Source organism: Shewanella sp. MMG014 (genome assembly GCF_018100775.1).
Classification (GTDB): Bacteria; Pseudomonadota; Gammaproteobacteria; order Enterobacterales; family Shewanellaceae; genus Shewanella; species Shewanella japonica.
In genome coordinates this window covers 1-18,904 of record NZ_JAGJDZ010000002.1, presented here as the reverse complement: position 1 = coordinate 18,904, position 18,904 = coordinate 1, and the positions used below count along the sequence as shown (strand labels likewise).

19 protein-coding genes are annotated in these 18,904 nt (G+C 37.6%); 14 read left to right on the top strand and 5 right to left on the bottom strand.

Annotation, left to right across the window (positions count from 1 at the left end):
• Nucleotides 1–10: 10 nt before the first annotated feature.
• Nucleotides 11–1,096, top strand: coding sequence for a response regulator (locus J8L86_RS03140; RefSeq protein WP_211028658.1), 1,086 nt, complete (start codon nt 11–13; stop codon nt 1,094–1,096).
• Between the two features lie 114 nt (nt 1,097–1,210).
• Nucleotides 1,211–2,494, top strand: coding sequence for a tyrosine-type recombinase/integrase (locus J8L86_RS03135; protein WP_211028656.1), 1,284 nt, complete (start codon nt 1,211–1,213; stop codon nt 2,492–2,494).
• An 811-nt stretch (nt 2,495–3,305) separates the two neighbouring features.
• Here J8L86_RS03135 and J8L86_RS03130 read toward each other — a convergent pair.
• Together J8L86_RS03130 and J8L86_RS21075 are read right to left on the bottom strand one after the other, a co-directional pair.
• Nucleotides 3,306–3,545 carry a hypothetical protein gene (locus J8L86_RS03130; protein ID WP_065108080.1) on the bottom strand — a complete coding sequence of 80 codons (240 nt, stop codon included), beginning with the start codon at nt 3,543–3,545 and terminating at the stop codon, nt 3,306–3,308.
• Nucleotides 3,546–3,673: 128 nt separating this feature from the next.
• On the bottom strand, nt 3,674–3,955 hold the full coding sequence (locus J8L86_RS21075; protein WP_231919031.1) for a hypothetical protein: 282 nt from the start codon (nt 3,953–3,955) through the stop codon (nt 3,674–3,676).
• A 442-nt stretch (nt 3,956–4,397) separates the two neighbouring features.
• Between J8L86_RS21075 and ccoN the strand changes: the two genes are divergently transcribed.
• From ccoN to ttcA, 11 genes are all read left to right on the top strand, one after another.
• Nucleotides 4,398–5,831: a cytochrome-c oxidase, cbb3-type subunit I gene (gene ccoN / locus J8L86_RS03120; protein WP_055024514.1), complete on the top strand. Its 1,434-nt coding sequence runs from the start codon at nt 4,398–4,400 to the stop codon at nt 5,829–5,831.
• An 11-nt stretch (nt 5,832–5,842) separates the two neighbouring features.
• Nucleotides 5,843–6,457, top strand: a complete 615-nt coding sequence (gene ccoO / locus J8L86_RS03115; protein ID WP_055024513.1) for a cytochrome-c oxidase, cbb3-type subunit II — start codon at nt 5,843–5,845, stop codon at nt 6,455–6,457.
• A 10-nt stretch (nt 6,458–6,467) separates the two neighbouring features.
• Nucleotides 6,468–6,644: a cbb3-type cytochrome c oxidase subunit 3 gene (locus J8L86_RS03110; RefSeq protein WP_055024512.1), complete on the top strand. Its 177-nt coding sequence runs from the start codon at nt 6,468–6,470 to the stop codon at nt 6,642–6,644.
• Complete coding sequence (gene ccoP / locus J8L86_RS03105) at nt 6,644–7,612, top strand: cytochrome-c oxidase, cbb3-type subunit III (RefSeq protein WP_211028648.1); 969 nt, start codon at nt 6,644–6,646, stop codon at nt 7,610–7,612. Before J8L86_RS03110 ends, ccoP begins: the two co-directional genes overlap by 1 nt.
• 114 nt (nt 7,613–7,726) lie before the next feature.
• A complete protein-coding gene (locus tag J8L86_RS03100) occupies nt 7,727–8,206 on the top strand; it encodes a FixH family protein (protein WP_211028647.1) in 480 nt (159 codons plus the stop codon).
• A 5-nt stretch (nt 8,207–8,211) separates the two neighbouring features.
• The gene (locus tag J8L86_RS03095) at nt 8,212–10,605 is read left to right on the top strand and encodes a heavy metal translocating P-type ATPase (protein ID WP_211028646.1); all 2,394 of its coding nucleotides are present in this window, start codon (nt 8,212–8,214) and stop codon (nt 10,603–10,605) included.
• Complete coding sequence (ccoS, locus tag J8L86_RS03090; protein WP_065108085.1) at nt 10,602–10,865, top strand: cbb3-type cytochrome oxidase assembly protein CcoS; 264 nt, start codon at nt 10,602–10,604, stop codon at nt 10,863–10,865. The genes J8L86_RS03095 and ccoS overlap by 4 nt, the downstream gene beginning before the upstream one ends.
• Nucleotides 10,858–11,547, top strand: a complete 690-nt coding sequence (locus J8L86_RS03085; protein ID WP_065108086.1) for a sulfite exporter TauE/SafE family protein — start codon at nt 10,858–10,860, stop codon at nt 11,545–11,547. The genes ccoS and J8L86_RS03085 overlap by 8 nt, the downstream gene beginning before the upstream one ends.
• 55 nt (nt 11,548–11,602) lie before the next feature.
• On the top strand, nt 11,603–12,355 hold the full coding sequence (etrA, locus tag J8L86_RS03080; RefSeq protein WP_055024506.1) for an electron transport transcriptional regulator EtrA: 753 nt from the start codon (nt 11,603–11,605) through the stop codon (nt 12,353–12,355).
• Between the two features lie 81 nt (nt 12,356–12,436).
• Complete coding sequence (gene uspE / locus J8L86_RS03075; RefSeq protein ID WP_211028645.1) at nt 12,437–13,366, top strand: universal stress protein UspE; 930 nt, start codon at nt 12,437–12,439, stop codon at nt 13,364–13,366.
• Between the two features lie 69 nt (nt 13,367–13,435).
• Nucleotides 13,436–14,374, top strand: a complete 939-nt coding sequence (gene ttcA / locus J8L86_RS03070; RefSeq protein WP_065108088.1) for a tRNA 2-thiocytidine(32) synthetase TtcA — start codon at nt 13,436–13,438, stop codon at nt 14,372–14,374.
• A 77-nt stretch (nt 14,375–14,451) separates the two neighbouring features.
• On the opposite strand, the gene J8L86_RS03065 is transcribed toward ttcA, so the two are convergent.
• Nucleotides 14,452–15,087: a DUF2987 domain-containing protein gene (locus tag J8L86_RS03065; protein WP_211028644.1), complete on the bottom strand. Its 636-nt coding sequence runs from the start codon at nt 15,085–15,087 to the stop codon at nt 14,452–14,454.
• Nucleotides 15,088–15,894: a glucosaminidase domain-containing protein gene (locus J8L86_RS03060; protein WP_055024502.1), complete on the bottom strand. Its 807-nt coding sequence runs from the start codon at nt 15,892–15,894 to the stop codon at nt 15,088–15,090.
• 176 nt (nt 15,895–16,070) lie between these two features.
• Between J8L86_RS03060 and yvcK the strand changes: the two genes are divergently transcribed.
• Nucleotides 16,071–16,964, top strand: coding sequence for a uridine diphosphate-N-acetylglucosamine-binding protein YvcK (yvcK, locus tag J8L86_RS03055; RefSeq protein ID WP_211029137.1), 894 nt, complete (start codon nt 16,071–16,073; stop codon nt 16,962–16,964).
• A 141-nt stretch (nt 16,965–17,105) separates the two neighbouring features.
• Here the strand turns inward: yvcK and J8L86_RS03050 are convergent, their stop codons facing one another.
• The gene (locus J8L86_RS03050; protein WP_065108090.1) at nt 17,106–18,299 is read right to left on the bottom strand and encodes an amino acid aminotransferase; all 1,194 of its coding nucleotides are present in this window, start codon (nt 18,297–18,299) and stop codon (nt 17,106–17,108) included.
• Nucleotides 18,300–18,904 lie beyond the last annotated feature (605 nt).

The window sequence follows — 18,904 nt, the reverse complement described above, 5'->3', positions numbered from 1 at the left end:
AGGACAACCTATGGACAATTTGGTAAATGTCGTTGTGTTTTATCAATCTATAGAGATAAAAAAAGTGATACAAGAGATACTTAGGAATAAGTATCAAAAGATATTGTATTGTGAAATAAACACAAACCAAGACCAATTTATAAAATTTACCGAAGATAAGACCCGACCTTTGCTGTTCATTTATGCATTTGAAGAGCCGAAAGAGGCGGTAGAATTTAATGAAATTATAGAAAAACTGAACGATTCAAGAAATTTATTCAACAAGGAGCATTTGTCTTTGTTAATTTGCTGTCGAGAGCATCGTGAAGCAGCATATTTTGAGTGTTCAAAAGGGCGGTTCTACAGTTACGAAACGTTTAAACCAATATATGATATGAATCGAATTCGACTTTCAATAGCCCAAATGTGCGATTTGCTTACTAGTCAGGATAAAGTGCACTTATACGAAGAAGACAAAAAAACGATTATTAATAAATTGCAAAACGTCTCTATACAGTTGCATGAAGTTGAAACTTCAATCAGCGATGAGAAGGGGATTCAACATGAATTGTTAAATGAGCTCATCGCTGAGATCGATAAGCTCTGTAGCCTTGAACCTACTGATTCAATTGAAACAATGAATGGCCATGTATCAAAAATAAAACCTAAGGTTGAAAATTTCAAGGCTCATAACCAAAGCTATTTCAAAGAAATAGGCAGCAAAGTGAAGGGCGCTACACCAAGTTTTAAAAAGAAAATGCCGTTAGTTCTTGTGGTTGATGATCAGAATGTGATGTTAAAAATCATTACCACGATTTTAAAACCCAAAGGGTTTGATGTAGAAGTCGCCACTAATGGAGCAGAGGCCATCAATAAACTAAAAAACTGTAAACCTGAACTAGTATTGCTCGATATCGACATGCCGGTTTTAAATGGCATAGATACCTTAAAAACGATGAACAAAATGAACATACTCGACAAACTGCCTGTTATTATGCTGACAAGTAATTCCGATAAAGAAAGTTTTATTGAATGCAGAGAACTTGGCGCTATAGATTACATTGTAAAACCTACTAATGCGGAAACCTTGTTGAAAAAAGTACTCGCAGTAATCTAATTATCAATTAATTTCTGGTATTTTAATGCCGATAAATAACGTTATCGGCATTAATCATTTGGGAACAAATTTGTTATAATCAACGCCTTATTGAGTTTATATTGCAGATGAACTATGTCGCAAGAATTTCCCCCTGTATATCCGTTGTTTGATAAATCTGAATTTATATTAACTGGAAATAGTTATGTTAATCAGTATATTACTCAGATTTCCTTAACCAAAGTTCCTGATGCGGGTTTAATTATTGAGTACTGTTCAGATTGGTTGTTTGAACAAAGACAATCAGAAAATAACTATAAAACCTATCGTAGTGAACTCACTACATTTCTACACTGGTGTTTTGATGTAGCCTCATTATCACCAATTCAACTCACTAGAAAAGATATCAGTCGTTATATTAGTTATTGTGAAAAACCACCTGAGCAGCTTATTGGCTACTTCAATGTTGCCCAATTTAAGCAAGATAAAGCATTGGATGAACGAGTGCCAAATGCGCAATGGCGCCCATTTGTTGGCAAAAAACAGTACGGTGAAAAACAACCTTATGTATTAAGTGACAATGCACTTAAAACAAAAATCGCTATTCTTTCTTCATTTTATGGATATTTAAGTAGTGAAGAATACACAGAAAGAAACCCAGCTCAACTATGGCTTAAGCATAGCCGTTTTGCGATTAACCATAAATATGTAAAGAATGAAGATGATAACAATCATGCATTCACGAAGTTACAATGGTCTTATGTTGTCAGTACCGTAAACAATATGGCTGAACACGAACCTGAAAAACATCAACGTAGTTTGTTTCTCATTAATCTGATGTATTGCTGTTATTTACGTATATCAGAAATCAGTGCCAGAGCTGGTTTTTCACCAATGATGTCGCAATTTAGACAAGACAGTCATACTCAAACTTGGTACTTCCATGTGCCATTTTCTAAAAGTGGCAAAGCCAGAAATATTGCCGTCTCAAAAAGTTTATTAAAAAGTTTAACTCACTACCGAGCTCACTTAGGGTTAACAGACTTACCAAGTATCACTGAACAACATCCATTGTTTACTAGGCATAAAGCGGCAGCACATGGTCGAGAAGCTGGACAAATTAGCGCGAACCTAGGCATAAGACAAATTCGAGACGAGCTGGATAAGATCATTGACCTGGCTGCAGATAAAGCACTTGAAGATGGGTTTGAACAAGATAGCTTATTAATGAGAAAACTAACTGCGCATAATATTCGCCATACTGGGATAACACATGATATTAATATAAACCAAAGGCCATTGTCGCACGTTCAAGCTGATGCGGGTCATGAAAGCATTGATACCACATCCCAGTATTTACACACCACACAAATAGAAAGACACCAAAGTGCTGCAAACAAACCGCTAGATCACATCTAATTTATCGCGTCGCTACGTAAAATCTGAAAAGGTAATCAAGGGCAATACCCATAGAATTTACACAGCGACGCGTGTTAATTCATCAATTTTACAGAAATGGGTAAGGATACGGGCTAAAGGTAGTGAGTTCGGTTACGTAGTTAGATTGAGTATGTATATTGATAATTATCTTATTTAACATAATATACATTGTGCGAAGTTGTGTGTGATTGTTTGTTGAATGAGAGTTTGTGGTCTTAAATGTTTATATCTATAGATTTACTTGCCTATGACAGATATCGAGTTTATCACCCAGTTGTTTTCTAAAGACAATGATTCGTTCTTGAGACAATCATTGGTCTTGTTAGAACTTCGTCAGTTATTAAACCATTATGGTTATTGGTTTTAACTATGACTATAGATTGTGACTTTATAAATAATAGATGTGAGATGTAAATGTGAACTCATGAAGCATCTCATTGGAGACATTCATGCTTGATTGTTTTAGCTAAAGCAGCGCGTATATTCAATGGCTGTTGTCTTGAACACGGTTATGCCACCTTCAGATATTTTATGGCCGGTATTCATATTTGAAGATTAGCCAGCAGATTAAAAGACAACTCAGAAGTCAAAGCTATCGCCAAGTATGCATAGCATATAATATACATAGCCTATAAAATGTAAATTATAAGCCAGATATACTCATCAATTACCGAGCTATTGCTAATCTATTGTTAAGGTTTTTTTTGATACCAACCTGCACAACGAAACTAATTATCCTATTGAATATAAACAAGTCCTTTAAGCTTAATTAGCTCTATCACGCTCAAACTCAAGTAAGGTCGGCTATGTCAATCCTGTCAGTTTCAAGCTGACTTTCATGATCAATCAGATCCATAAATTGACTGGCGTTAGTACAATTAACCCTTTTTTTACATGATAATAAACACAGTTGCCAAAGCTTTTGTTTTGTTTGTTGATCCAAACTTTTAAAGTCTGCTACACATAAATGTCCGCTTTGAATAAGTAAAGCCATTTTTTCTAATGGGATAGATATGTTTAAATTAGCCATAATGTTAATCTCTAATTGAACCTAGACTAATTATAGCTTAATGATAATGATTATCAATAGCGTTTGTTCTTTTTTAAATACAGATTGAAATAATCCCTCCTATATCAGTCAAGCTAACAACGAACACATTAACCGGAGTTGTCGGCTAAGAAGTCAAACCAAGTAGATTGAGTTTGACCTTGATATGAATAGCTGACAAATGCTCGCCATACCATGTAATCACTGCTGCATGAACCATAAATACCAGTGCCAGTGTAATTAACTTCATCAACAGATTGAAGATTAACAGGGATGACTCCCATAAACATATCTCGCCCTTCAATTCGCATCTGAACATCTGAAACAGGCGCAGAAAAGTGTAATTTAATCTGTAATGGTTTTTCACTTGGCGCAAAAACCGGGTTAATCATAAGCCCCACTACAAGTTCATTAACATCTTGATTACAAACTTCACGATGAAACTGACATAAAGTCTTATCGATCGATTGTATTACTTTGTGTTCTTCATGCGTTTGTGAATCGCATCCTACTAAATTAGTAATAAAAAATAACAAGAAAACGGCTTTTGTTAAAAACTGCACAAATAATAACCTCACGACTCATTTTGATAACATTATCTTTAGGAAATTGATCTGGATCAAGTTTACTCATGGCCAGTGAGTATCTTTTTTGACGCAGCTCAAGTATCATTGCATTGCCTCGTGATAGATATTAAAAACATGAGGTAATACCTTGACATAGCGGTAAAAACCAACTTCAAAACAGTTTGTTTTTTCGTCAAGTGTCACCTGAACAGGTAAAGCACCGTCTTTACTATAATTAAAAGTAAAAGTAATAAGCCGTGGAAGCATTATGATGAATCATTCCCAGCCTACAGGCGCTGATTACAACTACACTATTGTTCGCCAATTTGCATTAACCACAGTATTGTGGGGAATCGTTGGTATGGCAGTAGGTGTATTGATTGCGGCCCAGTTAATCTGGCCTCAACTAAACTTCGAAACACCATGGTTAACGTATAGTCGTCTTAGACCGCTTCATACGAATGCCGTGATTTTCGCGTTTGGTACTTCAGCCCTATTCGCAACATCCTACTATATCGTACAACGCACCTGTCAAACCCGTTTATTTGCACCTAAATTAGCTGCATTTACATTCTGGGGATGGCAAGCCATTATTCTCTCAGCTGCAATCACGCTACCAATGGGTTTTACCTCTGGTAAAGAATATGCAGAACTTGAGTGGCCTATTGATATTGCAATCACCGTTGTGTGGGTAGCATATGCAGTAGTGTTCTTTGGCACAATCATTAAACGAACGACGTCGCACATTTATGTTGCAAACTGGTTCTTTGGTGCTTTCATTATCACGGTAGCAGTACTTCACATTGTGAATTCAATGGCAGTACCTGTCAGCTTATTCAAATCGTATTCTATGTACTCTGGCGCAGTCGATGCCATGGTGCAATGGTGGTATGGCCATAACGCGGTAGGTTTCCTACTGACTGCTGGTTTCTTAGGTATGATGTATTACTTTGTTCCTAAGCAAGCTGGACGTCCTGTTTACTCATACAGACTGTCTATTGTTCACTTCTGGGCATTGATTGCACTGTATATTTGGGCAGGTCCTCACCACTTACATTACACAGCTTTACCTGATTGGACACAAACGTTAGGTATGGTGATGTCGCTGATTTTATTCGCTCCTTCTTGGGGTGGCATGATCAACGGTATTATGACCTTATCAGGCGCTTGGCATAAGCTACGTACCGATCCTGTGTTACGTTTCTTAGTTGTTTCATTATCTTTCTATGGTATGTCTACCTTCGAAGGACCAATGATGGCAATTAAAACTGTAAACGCCCTTTCCCATTACACAGACTGGACTGTAGGTCACGTGCATTCAGGTGCGTTAGGCTGGGTTGCAATGGTGTCTATTGGTTCTTTATATCACCTTATCCCTGTATTGTTCGGTCACGGCCGTATGTACAGCACTAACCTTGTTAATGTTCATTTCTGGTTAGCAACAATTGGTACTGTGTTATACATCGTAGCAATGTGGATCTCTGGTGTTATGCAAGGTCTTATGTGGCGTGCTGTTAACTCTGATGGAACATTAACTTATAGTTTCGTTGAGAGTTTAGAAGCCTCTTACCCATTCTACTTTGTACGCTTTATTGGTGGTGTGTTCTTCTTAACTGGTATGTTCATTATGGCGTACAACGTTATGCGTACAGTGAATGCCCCTAAAGATTCTTTACCAGCATTAGCTGAAGAAAAAGCATAAGGAGCAGAACGATGAAATTTAATCATGAAATAATCGAGAAAAACATCGGTCTGCTAGGTATCTTTACCGTTATTGCTATCAGTTTTGGTGGTTTGGTACAGATTACTCCGCTTTTATTTGCTAAAGATACGACTGAACCAGTTGAAGGGTTAAAGCCGTATAATGCTTTAGAAATTGAAGGTCGCGACATTTATGTTCGTGAAGGCTGCTATAACTGTCACAGTCAAATGATCCGCCCTTTACGTGCTGAAACTGAACGTTATGGTCACTACTCTGTAGCTGGCGAATCTGTATGGGATCACCCGTTCCAATGGGGTTCTAAACGAACAGGTCCAGATTTAGCTCGTGTTGGTGGTCGTTACAGTGACAAATGGCATGAAGTGCATTTAATTAATCCACGTGATGTTGTACCACAGTCAAATATGCCAGCTTACCCATGGTTAGCTGACAACCGACTAGATGGCAAACTCACTGGTAATAAGATGCAAATCTTAAGTAATTTCCACCCGGATCATAATTTGTATACCGAAGAAGAAATTGCTGGCGCACAAGCGGCTGTTGAAGGCAAAACTGAATTAGAAGCGTTAATCGCTTATCTTCAGTCTTTAGGCCACGCGCTTAAATAAGGAGGCAATTATGGATTATGGAACGTTACAAGGCATTCTAACCATTATTGTTATGGTCGTTTTTGCCGGCATATTTTACTGGGCCTATAGCTCTAAAAGTAAAGCTGGCTTTGATGAAGCCGCAAACTTAATTTTTTCAGAAGAAGAAATTGCAAAACAAACTCAACATTCAGGAGATAATAAGTAATGAGTATCTTTTGGAATGTTTGGATTATTTTCCCAACACTGTTAGTTATTGCAGGTTGTTTCTTACTTCTTCGTGCTTGTTCAAAGAACAAAACAGGTATTGAAGAAGGTGAATCAATGGGGCATAAGTTTGATGGTATTGAAGAACTCAATAACCCACTCCCTAAGTGGTGGGCTTATATGTTCTACATCAGTATTGTATTTGGCTTAATTTACTTGGCTTTATATCCTGGTCTTGGTAGTTACCAAGGGTTATTTGGTTGGACAAGTTCTAATCAAAGTGTTGGTTATGAAGAAGGTATTAAAGCTGACTCAAAAAAGGCTGTTGAACTGGCTAAAAGTGAAAACCGTCTTTCACAATACGACCGTGAAGTTGCCGCTGCAGATGAAAAATACGGCCCTATCTTTGCTGCATACTTAGCGACTCCTTTAGAAGAGTTAGTTAAAGATGAAGAAGCACTAAAGGTTGGTGGACGTTTATTCCTGCAAAACTGTGCTCAGTGTCATGGCTCTGATGCTAGAGGTAGCATTGGCTTCCCTAACTTAACTGATAATAATTGGTTATACGGTGGTGAGTTAGCTACGATCAAAACATCTATTATGAACGGACGTAACGGTATGATGCCGCCTAAAGGTGGATTACCAATTGAAGACAGCGAAATTCAAGGTTTAGCTGAATATGTCTTCAAACTTTCCGGCCGTGATCATGACGCCACACTTGCTGCGCAAGGTCAGGCATCATTCATGAAAGGTTGTTTTGCCTGTCACGGTATGGATGGAACTGGTAATAAGTTCATGGGTGCACCAAACTTAACTGACGATGCTTGGTTATATGGAAGCAGCCGTTTACAAGTTATGCAATCTATTGCTAATGGCCGTTCAGGTGTAATGCCTGCGTGGAATGATATTCTAGGCGAAGAAAAAGTCCATGTGATTTCTGCTTACGTTTATAGCTTATCAAACAAATAGTTACAGCTTGATAACATAAAGGCTTCGTGAAAACGAAGCCTTTTTTTTAAGTGATTATTAAGGCTTTTCGAGTTAAAATAATCCCATAATAATTCTTATTTTTAGGACCGTTTTATGTCTGCCCCTCTCCCTTGGTATAAGCATTTTTGGCCATGGTTCATCATTGTACTTTTGCTTGTCGTTGTACTTAAAAGTATGGTTGCAATGAGCATTGCCATCGACAATGCAGATTCGCTAGTTTCAGATGATTATTACAAAGAAGGCAAAGCCATTAATATGGATTTGCGTAAAATAAAGCAAGCCAAAAATCTTGGTATGCAATACTTGGTTGAAGTTGATGATCACGAATTAAAAATTTCTCAACATGGCGGACCAGCATATACAGCAGCACTTAAAGTAAGCTTTATACATCCAACTATTGAAGAAAAAGATTTTAATATCAATGCTACAGCTGATGGCGAAGGTAACTACCGAATAGGTTTATCTAATGTTATATCTGGACCGTGGAATGTTCGACTAGAAGGCTTCGATGCAAGTTGGAGAATTCAGCAACGAATTGAAATTACAGACGATGTTGAATATTGGTTGAACTAATTTAAATGCAGAATTGTTTTCATTGCAACGAGCCCGTAATCACAAAAGACGAGTTTATAACGGTTATCGACAATCAACCACGCCAGATGTGTTGCCCAGGTTGTCAGGCTGTTTCTCAAGCGATTATTGATTCAGGTTTAAGCAGTTATTATCAGTATCGAAGCGAACCAGGAAGTCGTCAAACGGCCTTGGTTCCAACTGAATTATTACAATATTCAGCGTATGATTTGCCAGAAATTCAGCAGGATTTGGTTCATGCGGTCGAAAACAATAGTACCCTATCATTATCAATAGACGGTATTACATGTGCAGCTTGTGCTTGGTTAATTGAACATAAATTAAAGCAGCTCAATGGCATCATCAGCATCTCAGTAAACTCCACCACCCAACGTGCTTTAGTCTCATGGGATAATCAATGCGTCAAACTCAGTGAAATCCTCGCTGAGATAAGTCGTATCGGTTACCAAGCTGCCCCGTATCAAGTTGATGAACAAGAAAAACAAAGTAAGAAAGAAGGAAAAAAGTTCCTGTTAAGACTGGGTCTCGCTGGCTTTGCGACGATGCAAGTCATGATGTTTGCACTGGCGCTTTATTCAGATTATTTTGTAACCTACGATACTGAAATGCGAGATTATTTTCGCTGGGTCAGTATGACATTAGCCGCTCCCGTTGTGTTTTACTCAGCTCAACCTTTTTATTTTAGTGCAGTAAGAAGTTTGCTTGGCGCTCGAGTCAACATGGATTTATCTGTTTCGATTGCCATTATTGGTGCTTATATTGCGAGTTGTATTGCCACAATTAATGGAACAGGTGAAGTCTATTTTGAATCAGTTTCTATGTTCACTTTCTTTTTGTTACTTGGAAGATACTTTGAACAAAAAGCCAAGCAGACAGCATCAGAAAGTTCGAGTAATTTACATAAACTCATACCGCTAACAGCGCACCGAATTACCGTCGATGAAAATGGTACTGAAAGTATTGAAGAAATACCTGCTAAAAGGCTCAATATTGGTGATAAAATACTGATCAAACCTGGCGATGTTGTAGCTGCTGATGGCGTCATTATTTCTGGTAAGTCCGGCCTCAATGAAGCGATGCTAACGGGAGAGCAACAGCCTGTCTTAAAAGCCAATGATGACAGTGTATTTGCAGGCACTATCAATATCGACCAACCCATCACAATTACTGTTACGGCACTGGGTCAAGACCAGCTAGTAGCTGAAATAATTCGGCTGCAAGAAATCGCATCAAACAACAAACCTAAAATTGCGTTAATGGTCGATAAATCCGCAAGTTACTTTTCAACAGCCATTATTGCTATTGCTGCTTTAACCTATGTTTTTTGGCATTTTATTTCACCAGAAGATGCGTTTTGGGTCATGTTGTCAGTGTTGGTCGCTACATGTCCTTGTGCCCTAGCCTTAGCAACACCAACAGCAATAACATGTTCGACAGCGATTTTAACTAAACTTGGGATAATCATTCGTAAACCTGGTGTATTTGAAAAACTTCCTTTAATTGAACATGTTGTTTTTGATAAAACTGGTACATTAACTTGTGGTTCAGTGTCAATTAATCATATTGTCGTCACCGATAACATAGATAAGTTAACTGCTAGCCTCTATGCAGCAGCAATGGAAGTCGGTTCATTGCACCCAATTGCCAAAGCATTCGCAAATATCGAGCTTGATGGGATTACAGCTCAAAATATTACCAATCATGTTGGTTTGGGGCTTTCTGCTGTTATTAATGATTCAACCGTGAAGTTAGGCAACGCACAATTCGTTGGCGTTGATGCAAGTTTATGTCACGGCCAACTACTCTGGCTATCAGTAGATGATTTAATATGTGCATGTTTTGTTCTCCAAGATGCGTTAAGAGAAAACAGTTATACCGCTGTGAATGGATTAATCAGCGCAAATATAGACGTCAGTATTGCGAGTGGTGATACTTCAGAGCATGTATTAGCTATTGCGAAAAAACTTAACATTAAAAATAGCTATGCGGGATTAAGTCCAAAAGATAAACTTGACTTAGTCAACAAGTTACAACAAAAGCAAAACGTCGCTATGTTTGGTGATGGAATCAATGACGCACCGGTTCTTGCTGGGGCAAACTTATCTGTTGCAATGGGAAGTGGTAGTGCTATTGCTAAAAATAGCGCAGATGTCATTCTTCTTGGCGATCAATTATCTAAATTTAGCCAAGCAATAACCGTGGCTAAAAAAACTAATCAAATCATAAAGCAAAATTTAATTTGGGCGTTTGCCTATAATATAATTATTTTACCGCTTGCGGTAACTGGTCATGTTGTTCCCTATATTGCTGCTTTAGGGATGTCATTAAGCTCTATTATTGTTGTTTCAAATAGCCTTCGTTTGCTAAGGATAAAACCATGAGCATCATTTATGTATTAATTCCAATAGCAATGTTATTTGTTGCCGTCGCTGTCGCCGTATTTTTTTGGGCTGTAAAATCTGAACAGTTTGATGATCTCGATAGACAAAGTGTTTCAATTTTATTTGATGAAGACAATGCAACGCAAACAATTAAGAAAAACACCGAACAACAGAATAATCAACAAGAAACTGATTCAGCATCAGAACCTACAACAGCGATAAAATCTACAAAAGCAACCGAGTCTACACAAGGTGATTGAGTACAATGTTTGGGGAGCATTTCTAGTAGGGCTAATGGGAGCTGCGCATTGTTTCGGCATGTGTGGTGGCTTGATTGGTGCCTTTGCGAGTAATTTACCTAATACTAGCGGTAATAGACTCGCAAACCAGTTAAGCTTTTTAATTAGCTACAATGCAGGTCGAATTATAAGTTATGGATTAGCTGGTGCGTTAGCTGGCGCCAGTACTGCAGCTTTAGGCTACATGTTTGATGTTGACAGTTATTTGATCGCCCTACGATTATTCGCTGGCATTATGATGATAGCAACGGGTTTGTATATCGCTCAGTTTTGGTTTGGCATTGTACAGATAGAAAAACTCGGCCAAGGGTTATGGCGTGTGCTTAAGCCGATAGCTAATCGATTATTGCCAATTAAGAATCGATATCAAGCTGTTATTGCTGGCATGATTTGGGGATGGCTTCCCTGTGGCTTAGTTTATAGCACATTAACTTGGTCAGTGGCGTCAGGGGATGCATTAACTGGTGCATTAATTATGTTGGCATTCGGTGCGGGTACCCTACCTGCTTTATTAAGTGCCGGCGTTGCTGCAAAAACATTATCGACTTGGGTTCAAAAAAAGAACGTAAGGCGCTTAAGTGGGATCCTTATTGTAGTATTTGGATTACAGACTATTTATATCGCAATCATGCAGCTAAACTAGCTCAAGTAATGTTATTAGTTTAACATGGTGATGTAGTAATTAATTGAGAATATATATGCCTACAGATCAAACAAAACAACTTCGCGCATCAACAGGTGGTTGTGCCATTCATTGTCATGATTGCAGTATGGAGTCGCTTTGTATTCCTTTTACGCTAGATAACAACGAGCTAGATAAGCTCGATGAGATAATTGAGCGTAAAAAGCCCGTTCAAAAAGGCGATCAAATTTTCAAATCTGGTGATCCTCTTAAATCTCTTTTTGCAATCCGTTCAGGCACAATTAAAAGTTTCACGATCACTGAACAAGGTGATGAACAAATTACTGGCTTTCACCTTGCAGGTGATGTTATTGGATTTGATGGTATTCATTCTCAAACTCATCAAAGTTTCGCACAAGCCCTTGAAACTGCAATGGTATGTGAAATTCCTTTTGAAACGCTCGATACTTTATCTGGCACGATGCCAAAGTTAAGACAGCAAATCATGCGCCTAATGAGTAATGAAATTATGGGCGATCAGGAAATGATTTTATTACTTTCTAAGAAGAATGCAGAAGAACGTTTAGCAGCCTTTATTAACAACCTAGCTAATCGATTTGGTAGCCGCGGCTTCTCGCCACATGAGTTTAGATTAACCATGACACGTGGTGATATTGGTAATTATTTAGGGTTAACTGTCGAAACAATCAGCCGTTTATTGGGTCGTTTTCAAAAGTCTGGCTTAATTGAGGTTAAAGGTAAATACATTACAATTATTGATCATGTCGCATTAAGTCAACTTGCTGGTAATGCACGGATTGCCACCTAATAAATTTTCCGTTTTATGATCTGACGCAACGACTTAAAACGCAATAACAGTGATAGTGATATAAAACAGCTTGGAGGTTTTATGAAGGATTATAATAAGATATTAGTTGTCATTAACCCAATGACCGACCATCAACCTGCATTGGCTCGAGCCGTTGAACTAGCTTCAAAATCCAATGCCACTATTACTGCTTTCCTTACGATATTTGATTTTTCTTATGAAATGACCTCTATTCTTTCTAGTCAAGAAAGAGAAGCAATGCGTCAAGGTGTGATAGATCAAAGAGAAAGCTGGTTAGCTGAAGCTATTACTCCGTATGCCCAAACAGGCTTAAATATTGACACCAAAGTTGTTTGGCATAACCGCCCTTTTGAAAGCGTTATTAAATTTGCTATAGAACAAAATTATGATTTGCTTGTTAAAAGCACTCATGAACATGATAAGCTAAAATCAATTATCTTCACTCCTACGGATTGGCATTTATTACGTAAAGCGCCTATCCCAGTTTTAATGGTCAAAGAACATGATTGGCCAGTTGCTGGTAAGATTTTATGTGCAGTGAATGTAGCAACTGAAGATGAAGAACATTCTACATTAAACACAAAAATAATTGAAAACGCACTTAACCTAGCAGCTAAATTCTCTGCACAAATTCACTTAGTTAATGGATACCCTGGTACTCCAGTCAATTTAGCGATTGAGTTACCAGAGTTTGATGCAGTTAGTTATAACGATACCGTTAGAATGCAGCACGAGCAACGCATTCAATATTTAGCCAATAGCTTTAATATTCCGCTTGAAAATTGCCACGTTGAAGAAGGTTTACCAGAAGACGTAATACCTGTACTTTCACAACAATTAGATGCTGAGCTGGTTATTTTAGGCACCGTTGGTCGTACTGGTTTTTCGGCAGCACTGATTGGTAATACAGCTGAACATGTGATTGATAGCATTAATTGTGATTTACTCGCTGTAAAACCTGACGGTTATAAATCACCTCTCGAAGACTAAAGGCTTTACCATAAGCCAGAATGCTGGAATAATACGCGCCCTGAAACGATAGTTACTGGGCGCTTTTTAATGTCTGAATTGCAACAACAAGAAAAACAATTGGCAGACCGCCAATCTAAATTACAAAAAAAATTACGTCATGAAGTTGGACGTGCCATCGGCGATTACCAAATGATCGAACATGGTGACGTAGTAATGTGTTGTCTGTCTGGCGGTAAAGACAGTTATGCAATGCTAGATATCTTATTAAACCTTCAAAAACGAGCGCCAATTAAGTTCGATATTGTTGCGGTTAATTTAGATCAGAAACAGCCTGGTTTCCCTGAAGATATCTTGCCTGCTTATCTTGATACTCTTGATGTTGCGTACCACATTTTAGAAAAAGATACCTATTCAATCGTAAAAGATAAGATCCCTGAAGGTAAAACGACCTGCTCATTATGTTCTCGTTTACGCCGTGGCACACTTTATGGGTTTGCACAAAAAATTGGAGCGACTAAGATAGCTTTGGGCCATCACCGCGACGATATTATCGAAACATTATTTTTGAATATGTTTTTTGGTGGAAAAATGAAAGCTATGCCGCCAAAGTTATTATCTGATGACGGCGCTAACATGGTTATACGCCCATTAGCCTACTGTAAAGAAAAAGACATTGCTGAATATGCGGAATTAAAACAATTCCCTATCATTCCATGTAACTTATGCGGTTCTCAAGAAAATCTTAAACGTGGTGCAGTTAAAGATATGCTTAACCAGTGGGATAGAGATTACCCTGGACGTATTGAAACCATATTTACAGCTATGCAAAATACTTCACCATCTCAAGGCGTTGATAGAAATGTGTTTGATTTCTTATCACTACAACGTGATGCAGATGCGCCACTTTCAGGTGATGTCGCTGAATCAGATTTACCCGCTTTTGATTTTTTAGATACGACCAATAATGGTCACATTAATCTAGATGAAGCAGCTAAGATTGATATTGTAACGACTTATAAACCGTAAAAACATACATTACGACCCACAATAAAAAGCCCTCGAATGAGGGCTTTTTTGTCTTTACTCGATTCAAACGCAAACTGTTAATTTACGTATGGGCTTAAAATTATTGGCTGTTTTGAAAAAGAGAGCTGCTTTATAGTTTCAATTTCTGCTGAGGTAAGCTGTAATTTATCGCTAACAATGCTGACTTTACCATCTATGTTCGCCTCTACAGGTAAGTCAGTTGAATCAAATGAAAACGTTAATCCAGTAATCGGTTTACGAAAATACTTCATAGGAAATCCTTGTTGACCATCAAGCAAGGCATCCATGTCATTTTTTACAGCAACTAATTCGACTTGATTATAAACAGATTGTACTTTCTTAGCTCTTACTTGCATGGCCACACCACATTGACTCGCGTCACCAGATACTTGCAAATTTATTAAGCCTCTATCTGATTTCAATTGAGCATCATAGGGTAAGTAAAGACGCTGCTGTTTGTCATAAGTTAATGGATATTGATGTTTCTCAGTGGTGATATTCCCTGAGATAATTTTACAATTTTCATTTCTAGGGACACTAAATACAACTTCAACTAGTTGGTAGTTATTTTTGTTAACTTGCTTGAGCCGCTCGTAAAACCCTGCATAAGGAATTGATACTGAATCTGCTAAAACTGCTGGTGATAATAAAAATAGCGCTAAACAAGAAGCTAATTTTCTTATTTTTTTCATTTATAATCCTGCTAAATAAGCTTTGTTATGACGAAGCATTTCTAATAGCTCGTCTATATAGGCATCTTTTCTTTCTGAGTAATGTAATAATCCGTAAACGAGATCTTCAGCTGCAGGCTCTTTTCCTTGGCTTCGAAGATCCGCTCGAATAGAACGTAATAAGCGATATGCTGAATTAGTGTTTAAATTCAGCATGTATGCAGCAATGGAGTCCTCTGGCGTTTCGAAGGAGGCAACCTCATGATTCATCCCTGCTTTTCTAGATAAAGGAACTAATCCACAGCCTTTTGAAAAGCACCACTGGCCAAAATAATTATTACCTTCTTTGGCGAAACGAGAACTTCCCCAACCGGTTTCATTTGCGGCTTGGATAAGTACCATTCTTGCAGGTACTGTATCAACTCGCTCTAATAAAGGAGTCAATGTAACGAGATCAAACTTTTTAACTGTATATTTATATTTTTGAGTTAATTTTTCTAAATTAAAAATCTCTGCGTTAGTTAATGGCTGCTCGTTAGCAAGGTTTGCTAAAACCACCTTTAGAAAATTTCGCTCTTTTTCTATCAGCGCATTTTGATGGTTAACCGCTGGAGACATATAATCGAAAAAGGCAGACTTTTTGGTAGGTATATCTGCGATTGCTGTAAAGTCAGGTACAGTTTCTTCATCGACTTGATTTTGTTCGATCTCAGGTGTTTCAACCAGAATGTTCTCAATTGTAGGAACTAACCACACTCTGATTAGCATTATGCTGATGATTACAAACCCTAAACCAAGGGTAAACTTTCCAATTCTACCGGTTCTCAAAAAAAATCCTTAAAAAATAATTTGCTTAATTATACCGAGAAACAAGATTAATAGCAGCGAAGTATTTATGCTAATATTAATGATGATTCTATTTTAGCATCTTGTGATAGCTTAAATAAATCAATCAGTACAATAGCTTAAAAAATCATCATTACTGTATGAAAGGAATCAATATGATGAAACATGAATTAAATAGTGTCGATAGTATCGTGGCTATTGGAGGAGGACATGGCTTAGGTCGAGTGTTATCTTCACTCTCTTTCCTTGGTCCTAAGTTAACAGGTATTGTAACGACTACTGATAATGGTGGTTCAACCGGGCGGATCCGACAAGATGAAACAACCATTGCCTGGGGGGATTTAAGAAACTGCCTTTCGCAACTTGCACATAGGCCAGCCATTGGCACAATGCTATTTGATCATCGATTTAATGGAGATAATGAGTTAAACGGTCATAATCTCGGGAATATTATTTTATATGCACTAGAGCAGCTATGTGTTCGCCCTCTTGAAGCAATCAAGCTAATTAGAACCATTTTAAAAATTGAAACTCGTGTCATTCCTATGTCTGAATCACCAACTCACCTAAGTGCGCTTAATGCGCAAGGTGAAACCGTTTTTGGTGAAATGAATGTTGACGACATGAAAGAGATACCAAGTCAACTGACTTTAGCTCCTAACGTTGCTGCAACTTGTGAAGCACTACAAGCAATCAATAAAGCTGACATTATCATTATTGCGCCAGGCAGTTTTTTTACGAGTGTAATGCCACCCTTACTTATCCCAAGTATTGCTAATGCGATTAAAGACTCATCTGCAAAAGTGATTCTAATCGACAATTTAACGTCAGAGCCTTCATGTGCTTCGTCTTTAACTTTGGATGACAAAATAGAATGGATCAATCAATCAATATCGACAAATAGAATTAATAAAATAATTAGAAACTCTGATGCAGTTGATATTGGTGAATTAGTAAGTTATTTCCCTTTAGTCAGTGACCATCATTTAGGTTTGCATCACAAAGAAGCATTAGCAGAAGCGATAGCAACGGTTGTTAGCCAGAAAGCATAATCAAATGTTTAAAGTTATAGAAAAGCCCTTAAACAATGTCTAAGGGCTTTTGCATTTTTAGCTAATAAATTAAGACTGTTTTGCTCAACTAATTTAACTTACAAGAAAAACAATCTCTAAACTAAAAATAGCTTAATGTACTTATAAAACCTGAGCTATTGCTTTACAAATTACAGGAATATTTTGTTTAGTCATGCCCGCAACACTGATGCGTCCAGAACCAACAATATATACTCCAAATTCGTCTTTTAAACGATTAACTTGCTCTTTGCTTAAACCTGAAAAGCTAAACATACCATTTTGACGAGAGATAAAGCTAAAGTCTTGTTTCACACCCTCGCTTTTTAACGTTTCTACAAATAGAACTCGCATTTCTGCAATACGTTGGCGCATTTCAGCCAATTCTACTTCCCACTCTTGGCGTAAAGTCTCATCAGAAAGTATGGTACTTACAATTAAACCACCGTGCGCAGGGGGATTAGAATAAGTAGCACGAATTGTTTTTTTAATCTGACTAAAACTTTTTTGTGCTGTTTCTTCATTTGCAGCAACGACAGTAATAGCACCAATACGTTCGTTATATAAACCAAAGTTTTTTGAGAAAGAGTTAGCGACTAATAGTTCTGGCACTTTAGCAGCAACAATCCGTAAGCCTTGCGCATCTTCTTCGATACCAGCGCCAAAACCCTGGTAGGCAAAATCAAATAAAGGAACTAATTCTTTGTCAACACACAATTGACCTACTGTCTCCCATTGAGATGAACTTAAATCAATCCCAGTAGGGTTATGACAGCAACCATGAAGCAAAATAAGATCACCAGGTTGAGCAGCTTGTAAATCTGTTATCATTGCATCGAAATCCATATCGTGGGTTTCTGCTTTGTAATAACCGTACTCTTTTATTGTTAAACCAGCTGTTTGGAAAATATTTTGATGGTTTGCCCAGGTAGGATTACTGACCCATAATGTTTTTGAATCAGTGTTACGAACTAAAAATTCAGCGGCTACACGTAATGAACCCGTTCCGCCAGGTGCTTGAGCTGTGTATGCTCGTTTAGCATTAATAATGTCATTTTTAGCACCAAATAATAATGTTTGAACTGCTGTGTTGTATAGCTCTACACCTTCAATACCAAGATAGTTTTTTGTTTTCTCAGCGTCTAATAAAATGGCTTCAGCTTTTTTAACTGTTTTGAGTACCGGGGTTTGTCCGGCTTCATCTTTATAAATACCAACACCAAGGTTAACTTTATCGGCACGTGGATCTTTTTTAAATGCGTCTGTTAAACCTAAAATGGGATCTGCTGGAGCTTGAGGGATTTGAGAAAATATCATTACTTCTTTCCTACTTATAAAGTGAACCACAATTTTTAGTATTTATACCATTGTATTGGCATTGGAAATAGTGACATTTAATCAACTAATCAGAAATTGTTCACACTTTAAGGATTTATCATTTTTTATCAGTATAAAATAAATAAAATACAATAAAGGTTCTGTTCTCTTAGAAAACTTCAGTAGATATCACATATTAAATAGACAATCATGCGAGACATGGTGAGTTTTTCAATTTCGCTAGCGTACGTGTTTTAAGATGCGGGTAGAATCGTTTTTTTGCTGAGTATAATGAGTTTTTATATTGATGTTTACACACTGTATTTTATTTAATGCTGCCCTTCTGATCCTGCATTCACTAACTTAGCAACAATCTTGAACCTAAAAACTTTCCCCTTTTAACTCGTATGCTGAACAAATATCCGCATATGCATTTAATACTTTTAGACCTAGAAGGATTTGAATCTCTAAAGGCTGGAATTACACGTACGCCTTAATACTCAGTCGTATGCAAAGAAGGCAGCCGAGGCCAAACTTGAATTGGCACGCCCTATCTTAACAGGACGAGAGGATTTATCTTTCGCCAAAGCACGATTTACAGGCAC

Excerpts from the sequence above, each read along its gene's own strand:
- J8L86_RS03140 (WP_211028658.1), top strand. The coding sequence starts at position 11 with ATGGACAATTTGGTAAATGTCGTTGTGTTTTATCAATCTATAGAGATA.
- J8L86_RS03135 (WP_211028656.1), top strand. The coding sequence starts at position 1,211 with ATGTCGCAAGAATTTCCCCCTGTATATCCGTTGTTTGATAAATCTGAA.
- J8L86_RS03130 (WP_065108080.1), bottom strand. The coding sequence starts at position 3,545 with ATGGCTAATTTAAACATATCTATCCCATTAGAAAAAATGGCTTTACTT.
- J8L86_RS21075 (WP_231919031.1), bottom strand. The coding sequence starts at position 3,955 with ATGATTAACCCGGTTTTTGCGCCAAGTGAAAAACCATTACAGATTAAA.
- ccoN (WP_055024514.1), top strand. The coding sequence starts at position 4,398 with ATGATGAATCATTCCCAGCCTACAGGCGCTGATTACAACTACACTATT.
- ccoO (WP_055024513.1), top strand. The coding sequence starts at position 5,843 with ATGAAATTTAATCATGAAATAATCGAGAAAAACATCGGTCTGCTAGGT.
- J8L86_RS03110 (WP_055024512.1), top strand. The coding sequence starts at position 6,468 with ATGGATTATGGAACGTTACAAGGCATTCTAACCATTATTGTTATGGTC.
- ccoP (WP_211028648.1), top strand. The coding sequence starts at position 6,644 with ATGAGTATCTTTTGGAATGTTTGGATTATTTTCCCAACACTGTTAGTT.
- J8L86_RS03100 (WP_211028647.1), top strand. The coding sequence starts at position 7,727 with ATGTCTGCCCCTCTCCCTTGGTATAAGCATTTTTGGCCATGGTTCATC.
- J8L86_RS03095 (WP_211028646.1), top strand. The coding sequence starts at position 8,212 with ATGCAGAATTGTTTTCATTGCAACGAGCCCGTAATCACAAAAGACGAG.
- ccoS (WP_065108085.1), top strand. The coding sequence starts at position 10,602 with ATGAGCATCATTTATGTATTAATTCCAATAGCAATGTTATTTGTTGCC.
- etrA (WP_055024506.1), top strand. The coding sequence starts at position 11,603 with ATGCCTACAGATCAAACAAAACAACTTCGCGCATCAACAGGTGGTTGT.
- uspE (WP_211028645.1), top strand. The coding sequence starts at position 12,437 with ATGAAGGATTATAATAAGATATTAGTTGTCATTAACCCAATGACCGAC.
- ttcA (WP_065108088.1), top strand. The coding sequence starts at position 13,436 with ATGTCTGAATTGCAACAACAAGAAAAACAATTGGCAGACCGCCAATCT.
- J8L86_RS03065 (WP_211028644.1), bottom strand. The coding sequence starts at position 15,087 with ATGAAAAAAATAAGAAAATTAGCTTCTTGTTTAGCGCTATTTTTATTA.
- yvcK (WP_211029137.1), top strand. The coding sequence starts at position 16,071 with ATGAAACATGAATTAAATAGTGTCGATAGTATCGTGGCTATTGGAGGA.
- J8L86_RS03050 (WP_065108090.1), bottom strand. The coding sequence starts at position 18,299 with ATGATATTTTCTCAAATCCCTCAAGCTCCAGCAGATCCCATTTTAGGT.